This is a genomic window from Bartonella sp. AC158YNML, from assembly GCF_042196725.1.
Taxonomy (GTDB): domain Bacteria; phylum Pseudomonadota; class Alphaproteobacteria; order Rhizobiales; family Rhizobiaceae; genus Bartonella.
Map to the genome: position 1 here is coordinate 1 of NZ_JBHIQU010000030.1, position 7,429 is coordinate 7,429.

The 7,429-nt window shown below is 37.4% G+C and carries 3 protein-coding genes; 1 reads left to right on the forward strand and 2 read right to left on the reverse strand.

Going from position 1 to position 7,429, the window contains the following annotated elements:
* On the reverse strand, positions 1–200 hold a 200-nt coding region (locus tag ACFIM1_RS08675), incomplete at its 3' end, for a hypothetical protein (RefSeq protein WP_375694611.1).
* Between the two features lie 426 nt (positions 201–626).
* Positions 627–1,754: a metallophosphoesterase gene (locus ACFIM1_RS08680; protein WP_375607504.1), complete on the reverse strand. Its 1,128-nt coding sequence runs from the start codon at positions 1,752–1,754 to the stop codon at positions 627–629.
* Between the two features lie 1,476 nt (positions 1,755–3,230).
* On the opposite strand from ACFIM1_RS08680, the gene ACFIM1_RS08685 reads away from it, so the two are divergent.
* Positions 3,231–7,429, forward strand: a 4,199-nt coding sequence (locus tag ACFIM1_RS08685) for an autotransporter outer membrane beta-barrel domain-containing protein (RefSeq protein ID WP_375694612.1), incomplete at its 3' end; no start/stop codon positions are given.

Below are 7,429 nucleotides of genomic sequence, written 5' to 3' on the forward strand. Positions count from 1 at the left end.
CCCCCCACAACAGAGGCAATACCTGCCCCAACCACTTCGATCACTGTCCCAATCCAACCAAAAGAGGCAGAAAATGCACTTCCTGAGATCATAACTCCGCGAAATGCAGCAACCAGCAGAGTCATGGATCGCAAGAAGAAAAATTGTACAGCATCACAAAACATCAATTGTTTGAATGCTATAAATAAAAAATTGATCAAAACAAAAAACTCTTCTTATGAAAAAGAAAAGAGTTGCCCATGAGTAGATATTATAAACTCTAACAAAGGGCATAACTTGATAATTATACCGCAACAAACTAATAGAAACAGCCTTCTTGATAATTCTGGACAACATGTGCTAGCAAATTATGAACACACCCTTGACAAACTCCCCTTTGCTTCAAGGATGAAAGCCTAAAAGGAAAAATAGAATAACAAACCATTATTCCGCTTTGTATTAAAGCTCCGTTCACATTAAACCATTGCACTTATAGCGTATAACCTGAAATCTCAGCAGCTTTGAAAAAAATATGTCTGATTTTTTATTCTATTTTTAAGTAACACTCAGATACTCTCATTGCTCTTCAAATCCGCACATATAATACGTTTTTTCCCTCATGCTTTAAGACAAAGAAACAAATTCTATTATAACTTACTGCAACTTGCCGAAAATTGGGTGTCTTTCCCTATAACACCAAGATCTTTAATTAAAAGCGGTTTTCCTATTTCTCCATTATAGGCTTTAACGTGAATTGTCTTGCCTTTCACATCTATGAGGTAATAATCTCCATTAAAAAGCGCACCAGCTGTATAGATAGGGATATTTCCAAAAACCTTATCGTTTTTTGCACGGCAATAGGACTGATAATGCGTGTGACCTACGAAGATTGCTTTAACATTATGAGAGGTAACAATTGACTTAAAGACCGACAAATCTTTAGCATTCTTTTTACGAATAAAAAAGGATTCACCATCAATGGAAGCAGCACGCGCATCATGAAAATTAATGATTGTCACTTTACCTCTTGCATCAGCAGCAGCTAAATCGTTCTTAAGCCAATCTAAAGATTTATTGATTTGCACTTCTGTAGACTTCCCCTTCAAACCAACAGTATAGCTTGGATAATTGTGAAGCTGCACATAATGAACATCTCCATAATCCCAAGAATAACTCAAACTCCCCCTTACCAAGCGAACATTTCCACCCGAAATGGGAACCAAACTTTCAGTAACATCTGCATTGAAATGCAATAATTGACTACGGTATTTTTTGATTTCCGATACCATTCTTGAAACTGCACTTATAGCACAAGCATCTTTGTAAAAATTGAATTCTTGAGGATTTGTACAATTACCAACATTATTGGCATAATCGTGATTCCCTAGCCCCTCATAGACAGGCGCTCCAAGAGTTTTATAAACATTTTTATAATCATCATAGTTTTTTTGTTGTCCAAACTCCGTCAGATCACCATTGACAATATGGAACGCAGCCTTGTGCGCTTTTATCACACCAGCAACTTGCTCATTTATCTTTAACCATGGCTCTCTGTTTGATACTCCATTGGCATCACCAGAGTTTAAACGCCACGGTTGCGGATCAGCCATGATGATAGCAGTATAATTTTTCTCAAGAGACTTTTCTTTCATAGGCCACATAAATGCATCATGATAAAGCCTCTTGTCCCTTCTTAACTTTTCAGAATCAAGGTTAAAACAACCAGAGAGAGTAAAAGCAATCACGGTGATTACCAATTTAACTTTATATCTCATAAACCTATCACCATAAAAACGTTACATATTTTATTGTATTATAAAAATTTTCTCAGAAGTAATTTTTTAAATTTTCTTGTCAAGAATATGTCAAAAATTCAAAATAATGAAAGCAATGATCCTTCAATGAAAGTGCACTTTGATGATATAAAAGCACTGTTGATTTAAAGCCTTCAACTTGAAGCATCTTCATTGATTAAGATTTATAAGCTTGGGCTCTTGCTCTTTCAAATGTCATCAATACATCAACAGCTTATAAAAACTTAGTCGTATACTATTAAAATATCCCCAACAGGAGAAAACATGTATTCTTAATACTAGAGCATCAAACTCCTTTGGATATCAAGATCAAATATATTAGAATATTATGATAAATAAGGTATAAATAATCAAAAGTGCTAGCAACAGTGTTTTAGTATTACCGTCATCACTTACATTGACAATCTATAAAAATGCATAAGTATTACAGAAAATAATATCATTACTTTATAAAAAATAATATAAATTATGTAATTATTATAATAATATTTATAATTTCTATAATAGAGATTTACAATAAATTTAATTATATAATATAAATAATTACAAACACATTGTGTGTTCAATATAAATTCACACAAATTTAATATTATTTATTTTTTAATTTTGACAAAAAATCAAAAATATCTTACCAAATAAGGACAATTACTGAAATTAATAACAACTATCCATTTTCACTTCTTCTTATGAAGTTTGCGGGGAAATGAATATTTGGGGGCTCTCATAAGGAGAATACTGGTGTATAAAACATCCCTTTTATCATGCACGGCTGCGGCTGCTATCATCCTATTCAACATCCAGTTCACTGCACATGCTGAAACTCTTGGCGTTGCCAACGAAGAAAAAGATATATCCGGAAAAACGTACGAGACTATTTATGTAAAAGACAAAGGAAAAATCACCGGTAGCACTGTAACTGTAACTGGAAATGAAAGCACAAATGCAGATACAAACAATGATAAGTATGTTGTAACAGTTGAAGGTGCTAACAGTGCGCTTAAATTAAATAGCTTAAATATTCAAGGCACTGATTCTGATGTTCGTTTCGGTATTTCTGTAAAAGACGGCGCTAACATCAACCTAACTGGGGGGAACATTACAACGTCTCAAACTGGCGTTTATATTGACGGCAGCGACAAAAATATACTGCAAAATGTAGTGATATCAAATAATAAAAATGAAATTTCACAACTCATTGGAGTGCAATCAGATAATGGAAGTAACATCACTTTAACAAATGTAAACGTTACGCACGCAGAAGTTGGTATACTCGCAAATAATAATTCTCGAATCAACGTATCCGGAGGATCATTCGAAGGTAAAATGGATGGCGTATATGCTATGAGCGGCACCACCATTACTGTAGATGGCGGTACTAACGTTACCTCATCTAATGGTAACGGACTTCATGCCATCGATGAAAAGAGCGAAATTATAATGACAGGAGGAAGCGTAATTGGAAAAGATGCAGCATTATCTGCAGACGAAGGTGGACATATTACTGTCACGGGTAGTACTCTAACAGCAAAGAGGAATAACCCTAATACATCTACTAATGATAATAAAATCGAAAGTGGATTCGGTGCCTTGTCTCAAGGCAAAAACAGTGTGGTTGAATTATCTAGTACAACGATTAATGATGCGACAATCGGGCTCAAAACACAAGAGAGTGGCGCAATCAAAATGACTGGGGGAAGCATTACAGCTTCCAAAGTTGGTGCTTTCTTCTTGGACAGCAAGAGCAAAGAAAACAAACTGAAAGATGTAGTGATATCAAGTGGGAAAGATGATGCGCCACTAATCAATGGAATCAAAGCAACTAACAGTAATGTCACTTTAAATAATGTAACAGTGACGCAAGCACAAACTGCCATAGATGCATATGATTCCACAGTAAAAGTCTTAGGAGGATCATTTAATGCAGAAAAAGCAGCAATATTTACTCAAAACGGCGGCAACATCACTTTAACTGGCGATGCAAAAATTACATCATATAATGATGCTGGACTCTATGCGGAAGGTTCAAAATCCATCATCGAAATGACGGGAGGGAGCGTAACAGCAAAAGAGGAAGCAATAACGACAACATACGGTGGGCATATTATTGTCACAGATGTCATCCTAAAAACAAATGGTGATGGACTTGGTGTAGCTTCTGATGACCTTGGTAGCATGATTGAATTGCGTGGAAATACAACGATTAGTAATAGTGTAATCGGGCTTCAAGCACAAAACGATGGTGCAATCAAGATGACCGGAGGAACCATTAAAACTTCTCTAGTTGGTGCTGGTTTCTTAAACAGTAACAGCAGTGAAAACAAACTAGAAGGTGTGAAGATATCGAATAGTAAAGACGATGCGTTACTGAACTTTGGAATAAAAGTAGATAAAAGTACCGTCACTTTAAAAGATGTAACAGTGACTCAAGCAGTATCCGGTATAGGTGCAGATAACCACTCTACAATAACAGTCTCAGGAGGATCATTTAGTGGAAGTGACGTAGGAGCAAGTGCAGAAGGTGGCAGTACGATTATCTTGAAAAACAACGCAAACATTACATCATCTGATAACATTGGACTCTATGCAGAAGGTTCAAAATCCACCATCACAATGACGGGAGGAAACGTCACAGGGAAAGGGAATGCATTGGTTGCTGAAGATGGCGGCCATATTACTGTTACAGATGTGGCTCTAACTGTAACAGATGTGGCTCCAAGTGACGACAATATATCGTCTGGTGTATTTTCTGTTGGCGAAAGCAGTGTAATTGAATTACTTGGAAATACAACGATTAGTAATAGTGCACTCGGGCTTACAGCAAACAATGGTGGCACAATCAAGATGACTGGAGGAACCATTAAGACTTCTCTAGTTGGTGCTGGCTTCTTAAACAGTAACAGCAGCGAAAACAAACTAGAAGGTGTAAAGATATCGAATAGTAAAGACGATGCATTACTAAACTTTGGAATAAAAGCAGATAAAAGTACCGTCACTTTAAAAGATGTAACAGTGACTCAAGCAGCTGCCAGTATAGTTGCAGACCATGATTCGACAATAACAGTCTCAGGAGGAGCATTTAGTGGACGTAATGTAGGAGCAAGTGCAGAAGGTGGCAGTACGATTATCTTGAAAAACAACGCAAACATTACATCATCTGATAACGTTGGACTCTATGCAGAAGGTTCAAAATCCACCATCACAATGACGGGAGGAAACGTCACAGGGAAAGGGAATGCATTGGTTGCTGAAGATGGCGGCCATATTACTGTTACAGATGTGGCTCTAACTGTAACAGATGTGGCTCCAAGTGACGACAATATATCGTCTGGTGTATTTTCTGTTGGCGAAAGCAGTGTAATTGAATTACTTGGAAATACAACGATTAGTAATAGTGCACTCGGGCTTACAGCAAACAATGGTGGCACAATCAAGATGACTGGAGGAACCATTAAGACTTCTCTAGTTGGTGCTGGCTTCTTAAACAGTAACAGCAGCGAAAACAAACTAGAAGGTGTAAAGATATCGAATAGTAAAGACGATGCATTACTAAACTTTGGAATAAAAGCAGATAAAAGTACCGTCACTTTAAAAGATGTAACAGTGACTCAAGCAGCTGCCAGTATAGTTGCAGACCATGATTCGACAATAACAATCTCAGGAGGGGCATTTAGTGGACGTGACGTAGGAGCAAGTGCAGAAGGTGGCAGTACGATTATCTTGAAAAACAATGCAAACATTACATCATCTGATAATGTTGGACTCTATGCAGAAGGTTCAAAATCCACCATCACAATGATGGGAGGATCCGTAGCCGCGAACAAAACAGCGTTATTCGCAATCAACGGTGGGCATATTGATGCCACAGATGTTGCTTTAACAACAGAGGGAAAAGGAAGCGGTGCATTTGTAAGTGGCAATGACAGCACAATTCAATTGCATGGTGATACAATAATTAACAATACTTTGGACGGCCTTGGAGCAGTTGACGGTGGTAAAATCACCAGCAAAGATTTAACAATAATCGGTGGTGAAGCACTTGAAGGCCCCAACAACGAACGCACTGGTATATGGACATCGGACTCTGGTAGTGAAGTTAGGTTAATGGGCAAAACAACCATTCAAAATGTTGATGAAGGGTTTTATGCAGACGGTGGAAGTAAAATCATTAGCGGAGATTTAACAATAACTGGTGGTGAAAGTAAAACAATGACCGTTGGTGTAAACGTTGCAGAAACTGATAGTTTAATTAAGTTAAATGGTAAAACAATCATTCAAAATTTTGATGTTGGTCTCACCGCAGAAAATAATAGCACGATTAAGATGACGAATGGTTATATTGGAACAGCAGAGAATACAATCAAAAATAAAATAGAAGCAAAAAAAGTTGCACTATGGGCGGCATTTAACGGACATATTGATGTCGTGAATACTTCTATGATAGCAGGAGTTGCTGGTTTGCAATTTATAGCTCTCTCTAATCCTGATCTAGATTATCCAGATGTTCCACAAAAACATAAAAACAGTGAAATCAATTTGACAAATGCAGATGTTCACGCTGAAAATGGTACTGGAATTTTTGTTGGAGCTTTTACTAACACAAATATGGAAGATATTCCAACTTTATCAATCGGTACAGTCAGTCTCAAAAATTCAGAAATCCATGCCGACGTATTATTAAGAGATGGTCTTTTCGAAGATCCAAAATCTTGGAAAAACGACAATTATTGGAACAATAAAGAGGTTAAAGCGATCTCCAATGGCACCTTCACCTTAAGTGCTGATCAGTCTACTCTAGAAGGCAGAGCGAATATTGCTAAAGACAGAAATGTACGTTTTGATCTGAAAAACAATACGAAATGGACGTTGAAAATCAGCAAAAACGAAAAAGATGCTGATGGCAATCTCCTTGATATCGCTCAAAGATCTCGTTCTGATATTTCCACGCTTAATCTCGATAACAGCTCCATTGTTTTTGAGAAACCAACAGAAGATCACTACCAAACATTGCATATAGGTTCTGGTAAACCAGACACGCAAGAAGTCTACAACGCAACGGGAGACACAAAGATTTACTTCAACATTGCTTGGAGTGATGGCGTAGTAAGTGCCGATCAAAAAACCGATAGGCTTCTCATTCATGGTGATGTCTCAGGCTCCACAACAGTTTATATCAAAAGCGATTCTGGAGATGAAAGTAGTGTAGTCGATGCTGCTGATCCTTCAAATATAGGTGGCCTCTCGCTCATTCAAGTATCTGGAAAAGCACAAGAAGACTCTTTCAAACTCGTAAATGGCTATACCACAAGAAATCGTTTGCCTTATAAATATACGCTAACGGCCTATGGACCAGAGTCAAGCCACGGTACAGCCGATGTTGCACAAAGCCTCTTTGATGAAAAGAATGAAAATTTCTGGGATTTCCGCTTACATAAAGAAATTCTTGAAACAGATTCTGGTTCTGGCCCAAGTGTGATCGTCCCTGTAGCACAAACAGCAAGCTATTTGGTCATGCCAAATGCTCTCTTCTACAGTGGATTAACCGATATGGCTAAACAAAATGCACTCTTAGCCAATATCAGAACATCTGTCTTAGGAAAAGAAGAGGAAAAACAAACCGGTTTCTTCCTCTATACTTA

Excerpts from the sequence above, each read along its gene's own strand:
- ACFIM1_RS08680 (WP_375607504.1), bottom strand. The coding sequence starts at position 1,754 with ATGAGATATAAAGTTAAATTGGTAATCACCGTGATTGCTTTTACTCTC.